This is a genomic window from Cupriavidus sp. PB-02 (genome assembly GCF_058252315.1).
This window is the reverse complement of the sequence record NZ_CM177694.1, coordinates 98699-118494: the sequence shown is the minus strand read 5'-3', so window position 1 is coordinate 118494 and position 19796 is coordinate 98699. Positions and strand designations below refer to the sequence as shown.

Sequence of the window (19796 nt, the reverse complement as noted above, 5' to 3'; positions counted from 1 at the left end):
GGTCAGGGCTCCTGGCTTTCTGCGCGCCGGGGCTTGCGCGGTGCGCCCGCGGCCAGCGCGTCATACAGCCAACGCGGCATCACGTGCAGCAGCGCCGCCACCACACCCATCGGCCACGGAATCACACGGAAGCGCCGTCCGGCGGCAATGACGCGGACCGCCTTGCGCGCGAACACGTCGGCATCGGTCAGGAACGGCATCCGGTAGGGGTTGTGCGCGGTCATCGGCGTACGGATATAGCCCGGCGCGATCGTGACCACGCGGATGCCGTGCTCGCGTTGCTCCAGGCGCAGGCTCTCCAGCAGCTTGATCACCGCCGACTTGGAGGCGCTGTATGCGCCAGCGCCCGGCAAGCCGCGCACGCCGGCGACGCTGGCGATGCCCACCAGCGTGCCGCGCCGCCCGAAGTGCCCGGGCTCGCGCGCCTGCATCGCATGCATGAAGGGCTGGAAGGTGGTCAGCAGGCCGAACCAGTTGGTGTCCATCACCTGGCGGAAGGCGTCGAGATCTTCGCGCTCGCTGGCGACCGTGCCGACCGAGACGCCGGCATTGGCAATCACCACGTCAGGGCAGCCGAAATGGCCGAGGAAGTCTTCCGCCGCGCGCGCCATGGCGTCGGCGTCGCGCACATCGGCACCATAGACGCGCACCGCGCCCGGGTTGGGCAGCGTGGCGACGAACTCGCGCAACGCGTCCTCGCGGCGCGCCACCAGGCCGAGGATGGCGCCTTGCGACGCGTATTCGCGCGCGAGGGCCTGGCCTAGTCCGCTGGAGGCGCCGGTGAGGAAGACTTTCAGGGGACGCATCGTCGGGGTGCGGGGAGTTTCGGTTACCCTGACAATACCACTGGTGGGCTCCCTCTCCCGCAAGCGACGCAAGCGGGAGAGAGGAGAAAACCAGCGGCCTGCGGGAGGCCGCCGGCAACCATTACATCTTCTTGGCCTTGACCTGCTCCACCAGGTAATCCATGGCCTGGACCGCGCTGGTCTTGTTGCCGGCGATCGACGGCGAGGTCACGTACTTGCCCTGCACCACCACGGTCGGCACGCCGTCGATCTTGTAGGCGTCGGCGATCTTGTTGGCGCGCTGCGAGTTGGTGGTCACCGTGAACGAGTTGTACGCGTCCAGGAAGGCCTTGCGGTCCACGCCGTTCTTGGCCATGAAGTCGGCGATCTCGTTGGGGTCGAGCATGCGCTTGCGGTCGACGTGGATGGCGTTGAAGACCTTGAGGTGCATCGCGTCGAGCTTGCCGATGGCTTCCAGCGCATAGAAGATCTTGGTGTGCGGCATCAGGTCGTCGCGGAAGGCGACCGGCACGCGCTTGAACACCACGTTGTTGCCCTGCTTCTTGACCCAGGCTTCCAGGTCGGGCTCGAATTCAAAGCAGTGCGGGCAGCCGTACCAGAAGAACTCGGTGACCTCGATCTTGCCCGGCGTGACCGGCTGGGCCGTCTTCAGGACCTGGTATTCCTTGCCCTCGGCGGGCGCCGCCTGGGACGGGGCGGACATCAGCAGGCCGCCCACGGCGGCGAACATGGCGAATAGTGCGGCGAGTTTCTTCATTTGGTGCGGCCTTGCGGTTTGGACGATGAGCGTATGACAGCGGCGGCGGCGTCCGGTTCAGCGGGACGCCGGCCGCGGCCGTGACAAGGTGTTGCGGTGGTTACCGGGTATTAATCAGCCACCAGGCGCTGCGGCAATCCGCCACAGCCACCCGGGATAACGCCTGACCCTGCGGTCCGGCTTACTGCTTGGTAAAGCGGATCACGGAGGCCTCGAAGCCCGACGACTGCAGCCGCTCGCGCGTCTTGTTCATGTCCTCGATGCGATTGAACGGCCCCATGCGCACGCGGTACATCTTGACGCCGTTGACGTCGCGCTCGGTGATCCTGGCTTCAAAGCCCTGCATCGCCAGATTGGCTTTCTGGCGGTCGGCGTCGTCCGACGAGCGAAACGCGCCCACCTGCAGCAGGTAGCCCACCTTGTTGGCGTCGGCCTGGGCGATCTCGGCGATCGGGTCGGCCACCGGCTTCTCGGCCGGCTTGGTGGCGACGGGCTTGTCAGCCGGCTTCTCCACGGGCTTTTCCACCGGCTTCTCGGGCGGACGGGCGACGGCCACCGGGGGTTGCTGGCCGTTCTGCTTCGGTTCCGGCTCGGGCGCCTGGCCCACCGGCTTGGCCGGCGTCTTGCTCCACAGCGGCTTGTTGGGGTCGCTCGGGCCCTCGTCGGCACGCTGGGCCGGCGGCGGGAGCTGGCTGGCGACATTGCCGGGCTCGCTCGGCCGCGGGGCGCTCTTCTGCTGGAACGGCGTCGGCGACTTGGTGATGTACAGGGCGACCACCACGGCGATGGCCAGCCCGACGATCAGCCCGAGCACCAGGCCCAGGAACGTACCGCCGCGCTGCTGGCTGCGGCGGACCTTGCGCGCGTCGCGCTTGCGTTGCTGTTGCATGAAGTCCTCTTTGGTGATGCCGGGATTATAGGGCCAGTGCCGCCACGGGCAGCACCGGCTGTTTCCCCGGGGCTGCGCGCTCCGCGCGGCCCCATTTGCGCACCCGGCGTGGCGCCGGGCGCTTCCTTACATGCGGCGCGGCGCCGAGACGCCGATCACCGCCAGGCCGTTGCGCAGCACCTGGCGCGTGGCGGCCAGCAGCGCCAGCCGGGCGCGCTTGACGGCCTCGTCGTCCACCAGCACGCGGTCGGCGTTGTAGAAGGCGTGGAAGTCGCCAGCCAGGTCGCGCAGGTAGAAGGCGACCGCGTGCGGCGCCAGCTCGGCGGCGGCGGCCGACAGCATGTCCGGGAATTCCGCCAGGCGGCGGCCCAGCGCCTGCGCCTGCGCGCTGGCCTCGGGACCGGTCACGGCCGACAGGTCGGCGCCGGCCAGTTCGGCCAGGCAGCCTTCCCAGTCCGCGCCACCCCACGACTCGAAGATCGAGCAGATCCGGGCATGCGCGTACTGCACGTAGTACACCGGGTTCTCGTCGTTCTGCTTGAGCGCCAGGTCGACGTCGAACACGAACTCGGTATCGGCCTTGCGCGACAGCAGGAAGAAGCGCACTGCGTCGCGGCCGCGGGTGAAGTGCTCCGCCCAGTCGGCGACGCCCTGCTCCAGGCAGCCGCGGATAGTCTCGTCGCCGCCGTTGGACCATTCGATCAGGTCGCGCACGGTGACATAGGAGCCGGCGCGTTTGGAGATCTTGACCTCCTCGCCGTCCTTCATCACGGTGACCATCTTGTGCAGCACGTAGTCGGGGTAGCCCTGCGGGATGCCCATGTCCAGGCCCTGCAGGCCAGCGCGCACGCGCGCGATGGTGCCGTGGTGGTCGCTGCCCTGCACGTTGATGACCTTGGTGAAGCCGCGCTCCCACTTGGTGGTGTGGTAGGCCACATCCGGCACGAAGTACGTATAGGTGCCGTCGCTCTTCTTCATCACGCGGTCCTTGTCGTCGCCGTCGTCGGTGGTGCGCAGCCACAGCGCGCCCTCGCTCTCGTAGGTCTTGCCCTTGGCAACCAGCGACTGCACCGCGGCTTCGACGCGGCCGTCGCTGTACAGCGACGACTCCAGGTAGTAGCGGTCGAACTTGACGCCGAAGGCCTGCAGATCGATGTCCTGCTCGTTGCGCAGGTAGGTGACGGCAAACTTGCGGATCGAGTCGATGTCCTCGACGTTGCCCGAGGCGGTGACCGGCTCGCCATCGGAGGCGCTGACGGTCTTGCCAGCGAGGAAGTCAGCGGCGATATCGGCGATGTAGTCGCCGTTGTAGGCGGCCTCGGGCCAGTCGGCGTCGCCCGGCTTCAGGCCGCGCGCGCGCGCCTGCACCGACAGCGCCAGGGTCTGGATCTGCACGCCGGCGTCGTTGTAGTAGAACTCGCGGTGCACGTGGAAGCCCTGCCAGGACAGCAGGTTGGCCAGCGCATCGCCCAGCGCCGCCTGGCGGCCGTGGCCGACGTGCAGCGGGCCGGTCGGGTTGGCCGAGACGAACTCCACCAGCACCTGGCCGTGCACGCCGCGTTCGCGCGCGCCGTAGTGGTCGCCCTCGGTCAGCACCGCGCGCAGCACGTCGGCCTTGGCCGCGGGCGTCAGGCGCAGGTTGATGAAGCCGGGGCCGGCGATCTCCAGGCCCTCGACCAGGCCCTGCGCGCGCGCGTCGGCCTGCACGGCGGCGACGATACGCTGCGCCAGCTCGCGCGGGTTGCTCTTGAGCGCACGCGCGACCTGCATGGCGACATTGCAGGCGAGGTCGCCATGGGCGGCCACCTTGGGCCGCTCGAAGGTGACGGCGGGCAGGGTGGCATCGGCCGGGGCGAGCGCGCGCACGGCATCGGTGAACGCAGCGGCGAGATTGGAGGTCTGAACAGGCAGCATGGATGTCGGAAGCCCTGTGGGCTAGGTATTCAGGCGCCGCCTTGGGCGGCGCCGTCGCCAGGAAGGCGGCAAGTGACGGCAAAGGAACAGTGAACGCCGCGCCGCGCCGCGTGACAGGCATTGGAATCGGGAACGCCGAATTTTATCAGGTGCTATGCTGACATCATGCGCGATGATGGCCCCGGGCCACAATCCGGGCCACATTCGGGGCCACTATCGGCGTGGCATCCCGCCCCCGGGACCGCCGCGCGCCGCACTTCCGTGAAAGGAATACACATCATGCTGATCACCTTCAAATCCCATGCCGCGCAGGACCTGATCATGATGAAGGATCTGGCGATGACGCTGCTGGGCATCATCGGCAAGCGTCTCGGGGAACGAGGGGTGATCACCGTTGAAGAGCTTCCAACCGCGATCCACAAGCTGGAAGCCGCGGTCGCCGATGCCCGCAAGCCCCATCCCGCCGACTCGGCCGTCGCAGCGGAAACTGGCAAGGACGAAGAAGAGGAAGAACCGCTGCACCTGGGCCAGCGCGCCTACCCGTTCCTGGACATGCTGCGCGCCTCGCAGCGTGAGGGGACCAACGTGATGTGGGGTGTGTGACGGGATAAGACGCCCGGTTGCGCCCGGCACGGATTGCCGCGCGCACAAAAAAACGCCCGGCTCCGCAGTAGGGTTGCCGGGCTTCCGGACGAGGGTTCCGGAAAGGGGGATTCCTGCCGGGAGCCGTCGGCCCCCAGTCATTCGTCTTATCGCTGGCCGGGCCTATTCCTCATCGCTATGGTGGCGGCCGTTGGCCAGCAGCAAACCGATCAGCGCCCCCACGGCAGCGGCGAGCGCCACTGCCTTGAGAGGGGATTCAGCCACACGCTGGCGCGAGTGCTCCACGGCACCGTCCATGCGTTCGCGTGCGCGCATCACGCCGTCGGTGGTCTGGGCGCGCAGGCGCTGGGCCATTTCCGAGGCCCGTTCGCGCAGGCGCTGCCCCGCACGCAGGCTCTCGGCCGAGCCTTCGTGCGCCAGCACTTGAATGGTGTGCTCCAGCTGGGTGATCAGGGCCTTGACCTCGCCCGATACCGGCGCCGCCGCTTCGCGCGTGTCGCGCGCGGCGTGCTTGATATGGCTGATAGCGCTGTCGGCACTGTCGGACAAGTGGTTCAGTTCCTTTCGGACTTTCGGGTTCTGCGTCAGCATACGGGCTCCTCAGGTGTCGGTCGGCGGGGAGAAACCGGCTCGCGGCCGGTACTTAGCGTCCTCTGCGGACCAGGCCCATCACGGCCGCAACCAGCGCCACGACCAGGAAGATGAAGAACAGGATCTTGGCGATTTCCACTGCACCGGCGGCAATACCGCCGAAGCCGAAGATCGCGGCGATCAGGGCAATGACGAAAAATACGAGTGCATACTGCAGCATGGCTAGGCTCCGGAAAATGTCGGACCACGCCAGCGCACTGGCCGGGCCCATGTGAGGGCTTGCGCCAAGCGGTGCAAGCTCATAGCCTCATCGTAGGAAGCCAGCCGGCGCGCCAATACCGACAGGGAGCCGATTCCGCTGTCAGCCGAGTCCTACAACCACCCTATAGCCCCGACAGCGCCGTGGCCGCGCAACCACGGCGCCGCTGTTGCCCCATGGCAATCGATGTGATTCCATAAGCGCTCCCTGGCGCTGCGCGGGCAGGCGGCGCGCCTCCACTACAGGAATTGCCCTATGTTCAAGCAGTCCTTCCTTCCCCACACGCTGCTGCTCGCGGGCGGCATCGTCCTGACGCTGGTAGTGCTGGTGGCGTCCGAGACCGGCAATATCCGCCTGCGCGAAAGCTATACCGACGTGATTCGTTCGCAGCGCGTGCAGACCGAGCTGGCCGCGCTCAACGGCGAGCTGGTCAACGCCGAGGCGGGTCAGCGCGGCTTCCTGCTGACCGGCAAGGAAAGCTACCTGGAGCCGTACTACAAGGCCCTGCCCCGCATTGCCGAGCTGATGGCGCAGGTCCGCGCCGACTACGCCAACGACCCGGAGGCGCTGAAGCTCTTCGGCGACACCTCCAAGCTGATCAACAGCAAGCTCAACGAAATGGCGCTGACGCTGGTGTACGGCAAGCGCGACCTGGAAGTGGCGCTGGAGCTGATCCGCACCGACTACGGCAAGCAGACCATGGACAACGCGCGCCGCGGGCTGGACCAGCTGCAGGCGCGCGAGGCGGGCTCGGTTTCGCACCGGCTCGAAGGCGCCGAGAACGATGTGCAGCTGTCGCGCTACGGCATCGGCCTGCTGACGGCGATCAACATCATCCTGCTGATGGCCGTGGGCGTGGGCCATGCCAAGCGGCTGTCGATGGCCGAGGCGGCGCGCACCCAGCTGGAAGAGGAAAGCGTGAAGCTGGACCGCAAGGTGCGCGCGCGCACGCGCCAGCTGTCGGCACTGGCGGGCCACCTGCAGCGCGTGACCGAAGACGAGAAAACGCGCCTGGCGCGCGAGCTGCACGACGAGCTGGGCGCGATCCTGACCGCGATCAAGCTGGACCTGCACTGGGTGCGCCGTCAGATACAGCAGGAACACGCGGTGGCCGCCGAGCGGCTCACGCGCGTGATGCTGCACGTGGACCAGGGCATCCAGATCAAGCGCCGCCTGATCGAGGACCTGCGCCCGACGGTGCTGCTCAACCTGGGTCTGCGCGCGGCGGTGTGCCAGCTGGTGGAGGAAGTAGGCGCGCGCAACAACTGGGAAACCGGGGTCAGCGTGCCCGAGGACCTGCCGCCGCTGCGCGACGAGGCTGCCATCGCGCTGTACCGGATCGTGCAGGAATCGCTGACCAACGCCAGCAAGTACTCCGAGGCGAAGCGCATCGACGTCTGCCTGGAATGCCACGACGACCGGCTGACGCTGACCGTGCGCGACGATGGCAAGGGCATGCCGCCCGACTTCGACGCGGTCAGCACCTCAGGCCACCACGGGCTGCTGGGCATGGAGCAGCGCGTCACCGCGCTGGGCGGCAGCATGCAGATCGATTCCGCGGCGCACTCGGGCGTACGCATCCATGTCGAGGTGCCGCTGACGGCGTCGGTGCTGCAGCCGGCGGAGGAACCGGAAAGCCAGGAGCCGGCGCGCGCCTGAGGGGCGAGGCAGGAATCAAGCGAGACGCGCGCGGCCTGCGTGGCCGGGCGCACGGACGTGCATCGCGCCGCCTGGTATCAGGGCGCGGGCGCCGCGTGTTCCTCGATCACGCGGAACACCTGCTCCAGTTCGAGCGACTTGTCGAAGAAGTAGTCCGCCCCGGCCTCGGCGCACTGGCGCCGGTACATGTCGACCTGGGCATGGTTGGTGTAGACGATGCGCACCGTGCCGGAGCCGTTGCGCTGCATCGCGCGCAGCACATTGATGCCGTTACCCTGGCGCAGCTGCAGGTCGACAATGGCGACATCGTACTTGCCGGCCGCGAGCAGGCGCAGGGCCATCGCCTCGGTATCGGCCCAGTCCACGTTCTCGATAAACGAGAAGTCTTTCAGGTATTCGAGCAGCATGCCTCGCAGGACCGCCGAGTCTTCAATCAGCAGTATGCTCAGCGCCCGGTAGGAAGTGTTCGAAGCCTGCTCCGACATATTCAAGGTTGCTCGCCCGGTTCGGCACAGCCCAGCCGCGGGCTGCTACTCGACCAGGCCGTTTTTGATGGCGTAGTAAGTCAGGTCCGCGTTGGTCTTCATGCCCATTTTTTCGAGGATGCGGGAACGATAGGTACTGACGGTCTTGACGCTGAGAAACAGTTCGTCGGCGATCACCGACACGGACTGCCCGCGCGAAAGCTTGCAGAAGATCTGGAACTCGCGCTCGGACAGCATCTGGTGCACCGGCTGCTCGGTGGGCTTGTCGAGCCCGCCGATCAGCAGGTCGGCCACGGTCGCGCTCACGTAACGCCGCCCCTGGGCCACCGTGCGGATGGCCTTGACCAGGTCGTCCGGGGCGCTCTCCTTGGTCAGGTAGCCGGAGGCGCCGGCACGGATCAGGTTGATCGCGTACTGGTCTTCCGGGTAGGTGGACAGGATCAGGACGGGCAGGTCGGGCTTGCGCTGGCGGATCAGCTTGAGCACGTCGATGCCATTGCGGTCAGGCATCGAAATGTCGAGAACTAGGACATCGAACTCGGCGTCGCGCAGCTTCGCCATGACTTGGTCGCCGCTTCCGGCTTCGCCTGTCACCTGGATGTCGGGCTCTTCGGAAATGAACTGGCGCAGCCCGGCACGCACAATCTCGTGATCGTCAGCGATCAGGACGCGGATCATGTGGGGCTCCACGGATAGAACGGACCGGCACACTGCCCGGTGCACGTCGGGGTGCAGGCGGAACCGCTTGCGTTGCTGTCATTGTAGTGCCGGCCGCGCGCGCGGGCTGTCAGTGTCAGGCTGACAATGACGTGCGGCCACAACGCGTACGCAGCACATGGGGCACGGGCCAGGCGGCACGCACGCCGCGCCGGGTGCCGGCTTGCCGGATCGCCGCGCACAATTGCACGCACCAGCGCACGCACAAACGCAAAGCGGGACGGATGCGATCCGTCCCGCTTTGCTGCGGCGCGTCAGGGGTTGGGAGAATCCCGGGAGGGTCCTGGCGCCGGTGACTGCAGAGGGCTAGTACTGCAGGGGATTACTGCGCCTTGGCGCCTGCTTCGGCACCCACGCCCACGCTGGCGTCGGCCTTCGACTTCTTGGTCGACTTGGCGGCGTGCTTGCCGGACTTGGCCTTGCTGCCGGCCTCGGCCTTGGCCGCACCCGTGGTGTCGGCCGCGGCGCCGGTGGTCTTGTCTACCGCCGCGCCGGCGGTCGACAGGCCCTTGTCCGCTGCCGTACCCGCTGCCGACAGGCCCTTGTCAGTTGCCGCACCGGCGGTCGACAGGCCCTTCTCGGCCGCGCTGCCCGCGGTGGACAGGCCCGACTGCGCGGCGCCAGTTGCCGGCGCTGCGTTCACCGAAGCGCCCGCATCGGCCTTCGTACCCACGGAGACGCCGGTGCCTTGTGCCATGGCGAGCGAGGAAGCAGCGGCGAGCGACAGAGCGGACAGGGAGATCAGCAGTTTCTTCATGGAAGGACTCCTTTCAGGGTGCCCCGCAACGAAACATTCGCTGCGGTGTTCACGCCGTGGTGTTTGCGTGAATCGAGCCCTCAGTCTAGGGACCGGGGCTGCACCGGTCTGTGAGGAGTTGAAAGGCTGTGTAAGGAGTTGTGTTGCGCCGCAAACAACGCCGACATGCGGCGGATGCGGCCTGCCACGCTGGTTTTCCCTGCTGCATCAAGGCCCCGCGCAGCGGGGCGGTGCCGATATCGGCACCGCCCCGCCGTCGCACGCGGTTACAGGTTGGGCGCGAGTGCGCGCTCCAGCGTCGAGCGGTCTTCATGGCGGCGCGCCGCCATGTCGTCGAGCTGGTCCTGGCCGATCTTGCCGATGGTGAAGTAGGTCGAGTCGGGATGCGCCAGGTAGAAGCCGCTGACCGAAGCGGCCGGGGTCATTGCCAGCGACTCGGTGATGCCCATGCCGATCTCGGCCGCGTCGAGGAATTCGAACATCGGGCCCTTGACGGTGTGCTCTGGACAGGCCGGATAGCCGGGCGCGGGGCGGATGCCGCGGTACGACTCGGCAATCAGCTGCTCGTTGCTGAGCTGTTCGCCCGCGTCATAGCCCCACAGGTCCTTGCGCACACGCTCGTGCAGGCATTCGGCGAAGGCCTCGGCGAGGCGGTCGGCCAACGACTTGAGCATGATCGCGCTGTAGTCGTCGTGGTCGGCTTCGAACTGCGCTTCCTTCTTGTCCACGCCCAGGCCCGCGGTGACCGCGAACATGCCGACGTAGTCGGCGATGCCGCTGTCCTTCGGTGCCACGAAGTCCGCCAGGCAGCGGTTCGGGCGGCGCACGCCGTCCACCACCGGGCGCTCGCTCTGCTGGCGCACGTTGTGCCAGGTCAGCGCGACCTTGCTGCGGGTCTCATCGGTGTAGATCTCGATATCGTCGTCGTTGACGGTGTTGGCCGGCAGCAGCGCGATCACGCCGTTGGCGGTCAGCCAGCGCCCCTGGATCAGGCGCGACAGCATGGCCTTGCCGTCCGAGAACACGCGGCGCGCCGATTCGCCGACGATCTCGTCGTTGAGAATGTCGGGGAATTTGCCGGCCAGGTCCCAGGTCTGGAAGAACGGGCCCCAGTCGATGTAGTTGGCGAGTTCGGCCAGGTCGTAGTTGCGGAACACGCGCCGGCCGATGAACTTGGGCTTGTGCGGCACGTAGCCGCTCCAGTCGAGCGGCGTCTTGTTCGCGCGTGCCTGCGCCAGCGTCACCATCGGCGTGGCTTTCTTGTTGGCGTGCTGGGTGCGGATGCGGTCGTAGTCGGCCTTCAGCTCGTCCAGGTACTTGGCCGCGCCGTCATCCGACAGCAGGCTCGAGGCCACGCTGACCGAGCGCGAGGCGTCCGGCACGTACACCACCGGACCTTCATAGTTGGGCGCGATCTTGACCGCGGTATGCACGCGCGAGGTGGTGGCGCCGCCGATCAGCAGCGGGATCTTCTTTACGCGGAAGTAGTCGTCGCGCTGCATCTCCGAGGCGACGTAGGCCATCTCTTCGAGCGACGGCGTGATCAGGCCCGACAGGCCGACGATGTCCGCGCCCTCGACCTTGGCCTTGGCCAGGATCTCGTTGCACGGGACCATCACGCCCATGTTGACCACCTCGAAGTTATTGCACTGGAGCACCACCGACACGATGTTCTTGCCGATGTCGTGCACATCGCCCTTGACCGTGGCGATCACGATCTTGCCGCGCGCCTTGACGTCGCCGCCGGCCTCGGCCAGCAGGCGCTTCTCTTCCTCGATGTAGGGCAGCAGGTGCGCCACCGCCTGCTTCATCACGCGGGCGCTCTTGACCACCTGCGGCAGGAACATCTTGCCGGCGCCGAACAGGTCGCCGACGATGTTCATGCCATCCATCAGCGGGCCTTCGATCACCTCGATCGGACGGCCGCCGCGCGCCTCGACTTGCTGGCGAACTTCCTCGGTGTCTTCGACGATAAAGGTGTTAATGCCATGCACCAGCGCGTGCGCCAGGCGTTCGCCCACCGGCACCGGCTGCTCGGGCGTGCCGCGCCAGGCCAGGTTCTCTTCCTTCTTCGCGCCGCCGCCCTTGTAGCGGTCTGCAATCTCCAGCAGGCGATCGGTGGAATCTTCGCGACGGTTGAGGACCACGTCTTCCACGCGCTCGCGCAGCTCGGGATCGAGCTGGTCGTACACGCCGAGCTGGCCGGCGTTGACGATGCCCATGTCCATGCCCGCGCCGATAGCGTGGTAGAGGAACACGGTGTGGATCGCCTCGCGCACCGTGTCGTTGCCGCGGAACGAGAACGACACGTTGGACACGCCGCCGCTCACTTTGGCGTACGGCAGGTTCTGCTTGATCCAGCGCGTGGCGTTGATGAAGTCGACCGCGTAGTTGTTGTGTTCCTCGATGCCGGTCGCGACCGCGAAGATATTCGGGTCGAAGATGATGTCTTCCGGCGGGAAGCCGACTTCATTGACCAGGATGTCATAGCTGCGCTTGCAGATCTCGGTCTTGCGCTCATACGTGTCGGCCTGGCCCTTCTCGTCGAAGGCCATCACCACGCTGGCCGCGCCATAGCGGCGGATCAGCTCGGCGTGGTGGCGGAACTGCTCCTCGCCCTCTTTCAGCGAGATCGAGTTCACCACCGGCTTGCCCTGCACGCACTGCAGGCCGGCCTCGATCACTTCCCACTTGGACGAGTCGATCATGATCGGCACGCGCGCGATGTCCGGCTCGGAAGCGATCAGGTTCAGGAAGCGAACCATCGCGGCCTTCGAGTCCAGCATGGCCTCGTCCATATTGATGTCGATGACCTGCGCGCCGTTCTCGACCTGCTGGCGCGCCACCGCCAGCGCCTCGTCGAACTGGCCGTTCAGGATCATGCGCGCGAAGGCCTTGGAGCCGGTCACGTTGGTGCGTTCGCCGACGTTGACGAACAGCGTGTCGTCGTCGATGGTGAAGGGCTCGAGGCCCGAGAGGCGCATCGGGCGGGGGGGCAGTTTGTTGTCGCTCATGTTCTCAGGCTCCGGGCTCAGGCGGCGTCGCGATACTGGCCGGGCCAGGTGCGGGGGGTCTTATCTGCCACGCGCTGGGCGATGGCGGCGATATGCTCGGGGGTGGTGCCACAGCAGCCGCCCACCAGGTTCACCAGGCCGGAAGCGGCGAATTCTTCCACCAGCGACGAAGTGACTTCAGGCGTTTCGTCGAAGCCCGTGTCGCTCATCGGGTTCGGCAAACCCGCGTTGGGGTAGCACGACACCGCGGCATCACAAACCTTGGCCAGTTCGGCGATATACGGGCGCATCAGCGTGGCGCCAAGCGCGCAGTTCAGGCCGAAGGTGATCGGCCGGGCGTGGCGCAGGCTGTTCCAGAACGCTTCCACTGTCTGGCCCGACAGGATGCGGCCCGAGGCATCGGTGACGGTGCCCGAGATCATCACCGGCACGCGTTCGCCGGTGTCCTCAAAGAGCTGGTCGATGGCGAACAGTGCCGCCTTGGCGTTGAGCGTGTCGAAGATGGTCTCGACCAGGAACACATCGGCGCCGCCTTCGAGCAAGGCCTTGCCCTGCTCGTAGTATGAGACGCGCAGCTCTTCGAAGGTCACGTTGCGCGCGCCCGGGTCGTTGACGTCGGGCGAGATGCTGGCGGTCTTGGGCGTGGGGCCGAAGGCGCCGGCAACAAAGCGCGGCTTGTCGGGCGTGCTGTACTTGTCGCAGGCGGCGCGCGCCAGGCGCGCGGCCTCGACGTTCATCTCGTACGCCAGGTCGGCCATCTTGTAGTCTTCCTGCGCCACGCGGGTAGCGCCGAAGGTATTGGTCTCGATCAGGTCGGCGCCGGCAGCCAGGTATTGCTCGTGGATCTCGCTGATGACCTGCGGGCGCGTCAGCAGCAGCAGTTCGTTGTTGCCCTTGACGTCCACCTTGTGTTCGGCAAAGCGTTCGCCGCGGTAGTCCGCCTCGGTCAGCTTGTAGCGCTGGATCATGGTGCCCATGGCGCCATCCAGGATCAGGATGCGTTCTTGCAGCAGCCGGGGCAGCTCGGCAGCCCGGGTGTAGGGGCGCGGCGTGGCGCGGGATTCAGGGGCACTCATGGCGGGGAACTCTGGAAAGGCGAGCCGCCCGTCGACCGATGGTGGCACGACGGTGGGCCGCGGCTGTGGCCGATGCTGGCCAAAGAGAAGCGATTTTATCAGGTGTATCAAGGCCTTGCGGCCGCCCGTGGTTGCCTGTCGGACGGTCTGGCGCCTACACTGAGAGACGTAACCGTCACCGCATGGGCACTTCCACGCCCGCTCCTTTCCCGACCATGCAATACCTCTCCCCCGCCGACGCCCAGGCCCTGCTGGAGCAAACGCCCGAGACGCTCTTCATCGACTGCCGCAGCGAGATGGAATACCTGTTCGTCGGCCATCCCAAGGGCGCCCACAACGTGCCGTGGAACGACGGCCCGGACTGGGAGGTCAATCCGCATTTCGTACCGGTGGTGAAGAAGCTGGCCGGCCAGGTCTCGGCGCGTCCGGTGCTACTGATCTGCCGCAGCGGCAACCGCTCGTCGGCGGCGGCGCGGGCGCTGGAAGGGGCGGGGTTTTCCAACGTCTGCTATGTGCTGCATGGCTTCGAGGGTGACCTCGACGCGCAGCGCCACCGCAATACGCTCAACGGCTGGCGCCATGACGGGCTGCCATGGGAGCAGTACTGAGCGCGGCGCGCAGCACCCGCAAAAAGCAAAAACGCCCGCCGAAGCGGGCGTGACCATTCGAAGCAAAGCCGCTCAGTGCATCACCAGCGGGTGTGTCATCACATTGTCGAACTTGCCGAGGAAGTCATCGACTTCCTCCACGGATGGCTCGCTTTCAATCAGGCGCTTCACATCGGCGCGGAAGCTTTCGGCCAGATGGCCGCCGAGGAAAATCTCGCGCTTCAGGTTCTTGTCGACGATTTCATAGCCACCGAACTCAAGCGGCGCCTGATCGACATCCGCACCGAATTCAACGATGCAGTAGTTGTCGCTGTTGTAGATCATTTGCATGGCACACCTCCTGGGCGTCATGGATGGGCGGCATGCCCTTGTGATTCTTGCCTCGTTGATGCCTTGAGGGGGGCGCCGCGGCTTTACCTCCAAACTTGGGATGACCCGCGGGAAATCAAGCTGCCAGTGCTGGTCACCACATTGCCACGATTTGCTGCCTTACATAGGTTGGGCATCGGCCAATGCAACAAGTTTCTTGAGCGTTTTACATCAGTGTGTTGCTTGTCACGGAACGTCGCACTGGCCTCCGCATGCGGCGTTGCCGAGAAAAGCGTCCAGCGCGGCATGGAAGCGCTCGGGTTGCTCCACATGCACCAGGTGCGCCGCCTGCGGCATCACCTCCAGCCGGGCCCCGGGGATGGCGGCGGCGATGCTCTGCGCCATCGCCACCGAGGCACCCTGGTCCTGCTCGCCTGCTACTACCAGCGTAGGACAATGTATGCGGGAAAGCGCGCCGGTCAGGTCGAAAGCCATGATGGCCTCGGCCACACCCACATATCCGCGCACTTGGGTAGCCACCAGCATGTCGCGGATACGCGACACTTCGTCAGGATGGCTCGCCCGGAACGGGGTGGTAAGCCAGCGCTCCAGCGTGGCGTCGGCCATGCCGGCCATGCCGTGTGCCTCGGCCTGGCCGATGCGGTTATGCCACATCGGGTGCGCTTCCATCGGCGTCTGGCTGTTGGTGGCCACCAGCACCAGCGACAACAGCCGCTCGGCATGGCGCAGCCCCAGCGCCTGCCCGACCATGCCGCCGACGGAAATGCCGCAGAAATGCGCCTGCGGTATCTCCAGCGCGTCCATGACCGCGATGACATCGTCGGCCAGCCGCGTCATGGTGTAGGGCCCCAGCGGAGCATCGCTGGCGCCGTGGCCGCGCAGGTCGGGGCGCACCACGCGGTAGCGCGCGGCCAGGTGCTGCGCGGTGGCGTCCCACAGCGTGTGGTTGGCGCCCAGCGCGTGGGCCAGGATCACCCACGGCCCGTCGGCACCGTCCAGCCGCACATAGATGTCGGCGCCATCGGCGCGGATGCGGTGGGTTTCGGCGGGTGGCATGGCAACGGTCATGGCTGGGCTCCTTGCTGTTGGCAATGCGTCAGTCAGTGTCGGCGCGCCGGCTACTGGCCCTCGGCGCCGCGATATACCAGGTCGATCTGGGTCCCGTCGGGCTCGGTCTGGCGCAGCCGCACCGGCATCCAGCCGAGCGACTGGGCCAGCCACAGTTCGACGCGCCGGCGGTCGTTGGCGCGGCGCTGCAGCCGCACGAAGTGCTTGGCACGTATCACGCCATGGCCCGTATCGATGTCATCCTCTCCAACATACTGCACTTGCATGGGTTCCACATCGCGCGTGTCGGCCACAAGGAACTGTTCCGTCACACCTGGCGTGACGTAGCGCTGCGGATTGCCGCGCACCAGGCCTACCAGTTGCAGGAACACACTGAAGCGGTCTTGCGCCCCGGGCGGGAACTGCGCCTGGCTGCCCGAGGCCAGCACGGCGATGCCGGTCGCGGGGTCGAAGCGCGAGCTCTCCAGCTTGTTGCGGCGGCGCTCTTCGTAGCGCTCGGGCAATAGTCCCTGCTCGGCCATCGCGCCGCTGCTTTGGAAGGCAAACTTGAACCACAGCACACGGGTCTCGACCGCGAGCCGGTAGCGCTTGCCGTCCTGCTCCCAGCGGATCAGGCCGTCCGGGTTCTGCACGCCGTTGACGAAGCTGGCGTAGTGCATGGTGGCCGATGGCGGCGCGTTGTAACGGGTGCCGTCCGGGGCACCCCCACCATTCGGTGCGGCGGGTTGCGCCACCGCGGGTCCGGCTGCGGTGCCTTCGCCACCCATACCGGATGCCATCTCGGCCGGGCCGTGCGGGCTGGTGGCAAGGGGTGGCGCAGGCGTCTCTTGCGTTTCGGGAGCCGGGGCCGGCGCGGCCGGTTTCGGGCGCGGACGTGGGGCGTGCAGCGGCCTGGGCGGGGCGGGCGGCTTGGGTGGTGGCAGCAGGACCGCCTCCAACGTGGGCGTGTTGCTGACGTCCACCGGGATCAGCGGCCCCGGCATGCGCACGAAGCCCACCACGGCCAGCAGGTGGACCAGCAGCACCAGCGCAATGACGATGATCCAGCGTCGCCGGCGCCAGACGCGGGGATCCGTGCCTGGCCGCGCGGGGAGGCGGGGGCGCGGGTCGGGTTTAGCCGGTTTGTCCGGCCGGAGGGGCGGCACCAAGGTAGCCGAGTTCCGATGAGAGCTGTTGGGCGATGTCGCGTACGCGGCAATCCATCGTACCGCCCCATTCTGCATCGAATATGCTTTGCGCGCCCAATACGATCAGTCCCATCGCCAGATGGCCGTTGGCATCGAACACCGGCATCGAAAACGCGTTGATGCCCGGCAGCACCCCGCCCCGCGTGCGCGCGGCACCATGGGCGCGCACCTCGGTGCAGATCGCATCGTATTCGGCCAGCGAGCGCGGCATGTCCGGCACGCCATCGTTACCGCGCGCGCCCAGTTCGCGCTCAATCAGCGGCAGCGTCTGCTTGCGCGGCAGGTAGGCGCCGTACAGGCGTCCGGTGGCGGAGTTCAGCATCGGCATCACGTCGCCCAGACGCAGGCTGACGGTGACCGGGTGGCTGGATTCCTCCCAGTGGACGATGGTGGGGCCGTGGTTGCCCCAGACCGCGATGCCGGCGGTCAGGTCGATCTCGTCGCGCAGCTGCGACAGGATCGGGCGCGCCTTCTTGACCGGGTCGAGCCGGTTCAGCCCCGCCAGCCCCAGCTGCAGCGCAAACGGCCCCAGGTCGTAGCGCCCGCTGACCGGGTCCTGCGCCACCGCGCCCAGCCGCATGAAGCTGACCAGGTAGCGGTGCGCCTTGGCCGGGTTCATGCCGGCGGCCGCGGCCAGGTCGCGCAGCATCATCGCGCGCGGCGATGCCGCCAGCGCCTGCAACAACTTGAAGCCCACCTCGATGGACTGGATCCCGGAGCGCAGCTTTGCGTCGTCTTCTTCGAGTTCGGACATGCAGCGGATTGGTTGGCTTGTTGATGGGCCCGAAAGGCCGCTCCCAGGAGCGTTCCCCGGGCAAATTCCTAGGTAAATTTACTATAGCGAAATCGATTTACCAATTTTTAAGTCCTCGGTAGACTTTCTTCGCAACAGACCTTGCCGGCGTACACATGCATGCCCCGCCGAGCCGGGCCCCTTTTTAACACGGAGACTACCGATGCGCCCCCTGCGTCCCTTGCTTCAGCTTCGTTCCACCCGCATCGTGCTGATGGCCCTGGCCGCGGCCGGCGCCCTGTCCGGCGCCAGCGCGCCTGCCCGCGCCGACGACTGGCCGGCGCAGCCGATCCGCTGGGTCGTGCCCTACCCGGCAGGCGGCGGCACCGACGTGGTGGCGCGTACCATCGGCCAGGCAATCACGCCGGGGCTGGGCAAGCAGGTGGTGATCGACAACCGCCCGGGCGCGGCCACCATCGTCGGCGCCGATGCCGTCGCCCACGCCAAGCCCGACGGCTACACCGTGCTGACCGCCGACACCGCCACGCTGGCCGCCAACCCGTCGCTGTACAAGAAGCTGCCGTACAACCCGGAGAAGGATTTCGTCTACATCGGCCAGCTCGCGCGCTTCCCGCTGGTGCTGGTGGCCAATCCCAAGTTCCCGGCGCGCACGCTGAAAGAGGCGGTCGAGTACGCGCAGAAGAACCCGGGCAAGGTCAACTTCGCCTCGCCCGGCGCAGGCAGCCCGCACCACCTGGCGATGGAACTGTTCATGGACCAGACCAAGGTCAAGATGACGCACGTGCCCTACAAGGGCGCCGCCCCGGCCGTGCAGGACCTTCTGGCGGGCCAGGTCGACCTGATGTTCCTGGACCTGGCCTCGGGCCAGCAGAACGTGACGGCAGGCAAGCTGCGCGCGCTCGGCGTGGCCACGCCCAAGCGCCTCGCTGCCCTGCCCGGCGTGCCCACCGTGGCCGAAGGCGGCGTGGCCGGCTTCGAGGCCTACGCCTGGCAGGGCATGGTGGCCCCGGCCGGCACGCCCAAGGCCGTGGTCACACGCCTGAACGCCGAACTGGTCAAGGCGCTGAAGACGCCCGAGGTACAGAAGAAGCTCGAAGGCGTGGGCGTCGAGGCGGTCTACAGCACGCCCGAGGAATTCGCCAGCTATGCGCGCGCCGAGGCTGACCGCTGGGGCAAGCTGATCAAGGCCAAGGGCATCACGGTGGACTGAATGTCGGCCACGGTAGACTAGCGGGCGTTGTGTCCGCCACGCGGACGCCCCCCCGATCTCTACCGCACCGCATTCATGAAACTCGCAACCCTGAAGGACGGTTCGCGCGACGGCCAGCTGGTGGTCGTGTCGCGCGACCTGAAGCAAGCCCACTACGCCACCGATATCGCCGGCAAGCTGCAGACCGTGCTGGACGACTGGAACTTCTACGCACCCCAGCTGCAGGACCTGTACGACGCACTGAACGCCGGCCGCGCGCGCCACCCCTTCCCGTTCGCCGCCAAGGACTGCATGGCGCCGCTGCCGCGCGCCTACCAGTGGGCCGACGGCTCCGCCTACGTCAACCATGTCGAGCTGGTGCGCAAGGCGCGCGGCGCCGAGATGCCGCCTGAGTTCTGGACCGATCCGCTGATGTACCAGGGCGGCTCGGACGACTTCCTCGGGCCGCAGGACGATATCGTCTGCGCCAGCGAAGCCTTCGGCATCGACTTCGAGGCCGAGGTGGCCGTGATCACCGGCGACGTGAAGATGGGCGCCAGCCCCGGGCAGGCCGGCGACGCCATCCGCCTGGTGATGCTGGCCAATGACGTCTCGCTGCGCAACCTGATCCCGGCCGAGCTGGGCAAGGGCTTCGGCTTCTTCCAGAGCAAGCCCGCCACGGCGTTCTCGCCGGTGGCGGTGACGCCAGACGAGTTGGGCGAGGCCTGGCGCGAGCGCAAGTTGCACCTGCCGATGACCGTGCACTGGAACAGCAAGAAGGTGGGCCAGCCCGACTGCGGCACCGACATGGTGTTCGACTTCGGCCAGCTGATCGCGCATATCTGCAAGACGCGCAATGTGCGCGCCGGCAGCATCGTCGGCTCGGGCACGATCTCCAACGTCGACCGCAAGAAGGGCTACTGCTGCATCGCCGAGAAGCGCACGCTGGAGACCATCGACGAAGGCAAGCCGTCGACCGAATTCATGAAGTTCGGCGACGCGGTCAAGATCGAGATGTTCGATGCGCAGGGGCATTCGGTGTTCGGCGCGATCGACCAGCTGGTGGCGGCGGCCTGAACGCCGCCCGGCCTGTCGGCAAGGCCGCGCCCGTCCGGATGCGCATATAATTAACC

At 67.0% G+C, this 19796-nt stretch carries 20 protein-coding genes; 5 read left to right on the top strand and 15 right to left on the bottom strand.

Going from position 1 to position 19796, the window contains the following annotated elements; translation table 11 throughout:
* Nucleotides 1–2 precede the first annotated feature (2 nt).
* From AC10V3_RS00570 to argS, 4 genes are all read right to left on the bottom strand, one after another.
* Nucleotides 3–806 carry an SDR family oxidoreductase gene (locus tag AC10V3_RS00570; RefSeq protein WP_022533223.1) on the bottom strand — a complete coding sequence of 268 codons (804 nt, stop codon included), beginning with the start codon at nt 804–806 and terminating at the stop codon, nt 3–5.
* 121 nt (nt 807–927) lie between these two features.
* Nucleotides 928–1563 carry a thiol:disulfide interchange protein DsbA/DsbL gene (locus tag AC10V3_RS00565; protein WP_022533222.1) on the bottom strand — a complete coding sequence of 212 codons (636 nt, stop codon included), beginning with the start codon at nt 1561–1563 and terminating at the stop codon, nt 928–930.
* A gap of 181 nt (nt 1564–1744) precedes the next feature.
* A complete protein-coding gene (locus AC10V3_RS00560) occupies nt 1745–2452 on the bottom strand; it encodes an SPOR domain-containing protein (RefSeq protein WP_022533221.1) in 708 nt (235 codons plus the stop codon).
* Between the two features lie 126 nt (nt 2453–2578).
* Nucleotides 2579–4366, bottom strand: coding sequence for an arginine--tRNA ligase (gene argS / locus AC10V3_RS00555; protein WP_490922947.1), 1788 nt, complete (start codon nt 4364–4366; stop codon nt 2579–2581).
* A 279-nt stretch (nt 4367–4645) separates the two neighbouring features.
* On the opposite strand from argS, the gene AC10V3_RS00550 reads away from it, so the two are divergent.
* Entirely contained in the window at nt 4646–4969 is a 324-nt protein-coding gene (locus AC10V3_RS00550; RefSeq protein ID WP_022533219.1) for a DUF1840 domain-containing protein, read from the top strand.
* Between the two features lie 162 nt (nt 4970–5131).
* On the opposite strand, the gene AC10V3_RS00545 is transcribed toward AC10V3_RS00550, so the two are convergent.
* Both AC10V3_RS00545 and AC10V3_RS00540 read right to left on the bottom strand, forming a co-directional pair.
* Complete coding sequence (locus AC10V3_RS00545; RefSeq protein ID WP_022533218.1) at nt 5132–5560, bottom strand: DUF883 family protein; 429 nt, start codon at nt 5558–5560, stop codon at nt 5132–5134.
* 52 nt (nt 5561–5612) lie between these two features.
* Nucleotides 5613–5780 carry a DUF1328 domain-containing protein gene (locus tag AC10V3_RS00540; protein WP_010812883.1) on the bottom strand — a complete coding sequence of 56 codons (168 nt, stop codon included), beginning with the start codon at nt 5778–5780 and terminating at the stop codon, nt 5613–5615.
* Between the two features lie 294 nt (nt 5781–6074).
* Between AC10V3_RS00540 and AC10V3_RS00535 the strand changes: the two genes are divergently transcribed.
* A complete protein-coding gene (locus AC10V3_RS00535; RefSeq protein WP_022533217.1) occupies nt 6075–7478 on the top strand; it encodes a sensor histidine kinase in 1404 nt (467 codons plus the stop codon).
* A gap of 77 nt (nt 7479–7555) precedes the next feature.
* Here AC10V3_RS00535 and AC10V3_RS00530 read toward each other — a convergent pair whose 3' ends face one another.
* From AC10V3_RS00530 to AC10V3_RS00510, 5 genes are all read right to left on the bottom strand, one after another.
* Nucleotides 7556–7963: a response regulator gene (locus tag AC10V3_RS00530; protein WP_022533216.1), complete on the bottom strand. Its 408-nt coding sequence runs from the start codon at nt 7961–7963 to the stop codon at nt 7556–7558.
* A gap of 45 nt (nt 7964–8008) precedes the next feature.
* A complete protein-coding gene (locus AC10V3_RS00525) occupies nt 8009–8641 on the bottom strand; it encodes a response regulator (protein ID WP_022533215.1) in 633 nt (210 codons plus the stop codon).
* 361 nt (nt 8642–9002) lie between these two features.
* Complete coding sequence (locus AC10V3_RS00520) at nt 9003–9437, bottom strand: hypothetical protein (RefSeq protein ID WP_022533214.1); 435 nt, start codon at nt 9435–9437, stop codon at nt 9003–9005.
* Nucleotides 9438–9703: 266 nt separating this feature from the next.
* Nucleotides 9704–12451: a methionine synthase gene (gene metH, locus AC10V3_RS00515; protein ID WP_022533213.1), complete on the bottom strand. Its 2748-nt coding sequence runs from the start codon at nt 12449–12451 to the stop codon at nt 9704–9706.
* Nucleotides 12452–12468: 17 nt separating this feature from the next.
* On the bottom strand, nt 12469–13527 hold the full coding sequence (locus AC10V3_RS00510; protein WP_022533212.1) for a homocysteine S-methyltransferase family protein: 1059 nt from the start codon (nt 13525–13527) through the stop codon (nt 12469–12471).
* A gap of 215 nt (nt 13528–13742) precedes the next feature.
* Between AC10V3_RS00510 and AC10V3_RS00505 the strand changes: the two genes are divergently transcribed.
* Nucleotides 13743–14135 carry a rhodanese-like domain-containing protein gene (locus tag AC10V3_RS00505; RefSeq protein ID WP_041681203.1) on the top strand — a complete coding sequence of 131 codons (393 nt, stop codon included), beginning with the start codon at nt 13743–13745 and terminating at the stop codon, nt 14133–14135.
* A gap of 72 nt (nt 14136–14207) precedes the next feature.
* Here AC10V3_RS00505 and AC10V3_RS00500 read toward each other — a convergent pair whose 3' ends face one another.
* The 4 genes from AC10V3_RS00500 to AC10V3_RS00485 form a co-directional block, all read right to left on the bottom strand.
* A complete protein-coding gene (locus tag AC10V3_RS00500; protein WP_018314386.1) occupies nt 14208–14465 on the bottom strand; it encodes a BTH_I0359 family protein in 258 nt (85 codons plus the stop codon).
* A 225-nt stretch (nt 14466–14690) separates the two neighbouring features.
* Nucleotides 14691–15533, bottom strand: a complete 843-nt coding sequence (pcaD, locus tag AC10V3_RS00495) for a 3-oxoadipate enol-lactonase (RefSeq protein ID WP_022533210.1) — start codon at nt 15531–15533, stop codon at nt 14691–14693.
* A 50-nt stretch (nt 15534–15583) separates the two neighbouring features.
* Nucleotides 15584–16516, bottom strand: a complete 933-nt coding sequence (locus tag AC10V3_RS00490) for a DUF3108 domain-containing protein (protein ID WP_051369834.1) — start codon at nt 16514–16516, stop codon at nt 15584–15586.
* Between the two features lie 130 nt (nt 16517–16646).
* Nucleotides 16647–17474, bottom strand: a complete 828-nt coding sequence (locus AC10V3_RS00485) for an IclR family transcriptional regulator (protein ID WP_022533208.1) — start codon at nt 17472–17474, stop codon at nt 16647–16649.
* 253 nt (nt 17475–17727) lie between these two features.
* Here AC10V3_RS00485 and AC10V3_RS00480 point away from each other — a divergent pair, with 253 nt between their 5' ends.
* Nucleotides 17728–18684, top strand: coding sequence for a Bug family tripartite tricarboxylate transporter substrate binding protein (locus AC10V3_RS00480; RefSeq protein WP_041681201.1), 957 nt, complete (start codon nt 17728–17730; stop codon nt 18682–18684).
* Between the two features lie 75 nt (nt 18685–18759).
* Entirely contained in the window at nt 18760–19740 is a 981-nt protein-coding gene (locus AC10V3_RS00475) for a fumarylacetoacetate hydrolase family protein (protein WP_022533206.1), read from the top strand.
* Nucleotides 19741–19796 lie beyond the last annotated feature (56 nt).